Source organism: Bartonella sp. CE47NXGY, assembly GCF_042195415.1.
Classification (GTDB): Bacteria; Pseudomonadota; Alphaproteobacteria; order Rhizobiales; family Rhizobiaceae; genus Bartonella.
On the sequence record NZ_JBHIOI010000161.1, the window covers coordinates 1 to 1,131 of the forward strand.

1 protein-coding gene is annotated in these 1,131 nt (G+C 42.8%); it reads right to left on the reverse strand.

The features are described from left to right. On the reverse strand, positions 1–1,038 hold a 1,038-nt coding region (locus tag ACFIL3_RS10385; RefSeq protein ID WP_375682241.1), incomplete at its 3' end, for a DUF3792 domain-containing protein. Positions 1,039–1,131: the final 93 nt, after the last annotated feature.

Consider the following 1,131-nt stretch of genomic DNA (forward strand, 5'->3'; position numbering starts at 1 on the left):
ACTGGAAATAATGGCGCCTACCAGACTTCCTAAAAAGCCCCACCACCCCATATTGGAGGCTGTTTTTGTGGCTTTAGTTGCAGTGTTTTTTGCTCCCTTGATCGTATCCTCAAGATTGTCTGAGAGTGTTTCTGCCCGTTCTTCAAGGACTTTGATGGCTTTTTCGGTTTTTTCCTCTGCGCTTTGATAGAGTTGAACAGCATGGTTGGCTGCTGTTTGTGCATCCGAACGGGACATGCCATCTTTTATGAGCGCGTTGATGATATCACTTCGATCAAATTTTGTCGTGAGATCTTCTACACGATCAGACAGGCGCTCACCAAGATTTTTTAAAGTGGTGCGATAGTAAGAAGGATCATTTTTGAAAGCTGTTATCGCAGAACCAATATCATTGAGTGCAGCTTGATAGGTTTGTTTTAAGCGATCAGGGTTGAGAGCAGGAATGTCGCTTTTATTGAGAAGGGTGCGCAATTCACTCCTAAGTTGGTCAAAATTGATATCATTGTCACTATTTTTTGCAAAAAACTGTTCAAGACTTTCGCTGTTTAAGTTTGCAAGTATAGGGGAAATATTGTTTTTTAGGCTGTCTACGGTTTGTTGGACCATGGAGCTGTTTTCTAGAGCCGTTTTAGCTCCTATCTTTGCTGTACTAGAAACCACGTGGATGGCTTGGAGGGTCATCAGCAATGTTATGAGAGCCCAAGTGAGAAAGCCATGAAGAATCCCTGAGGTTTCAGCAAAACGTCCAGCGACAAAGCCTCCCAAGGCTAGGCTAATCAGTGTAACGATAACAGAACCCACGCCAAAGGAGAGGAAAGAGCCTTCAAATGGGGTTGAAGAAGTGAAATCCATTTGGCTTAAGCCTAAAGCTGCAACCAGAAAAGAGAGGCAGATTGAGGTGGCAAGAGCCGTCACCAGTCCCGCAAAGATTGCGGACCATGAAATGGGTGTGTGAAAGAGTGAATACTTTTCTTCTAGAGATGTTTCTCCTAGAAAATTCGTCTCAAATGGTGTGTTTTCAGGAATGCGAGTTTCCATGTTTTATCTCCTTGAATATGCTGGAGATACAATGCCTTTTTGCAAATTATGTTCCAAAAGTGAATAGATATGCGCCAAAAAGGAATAGGAAAA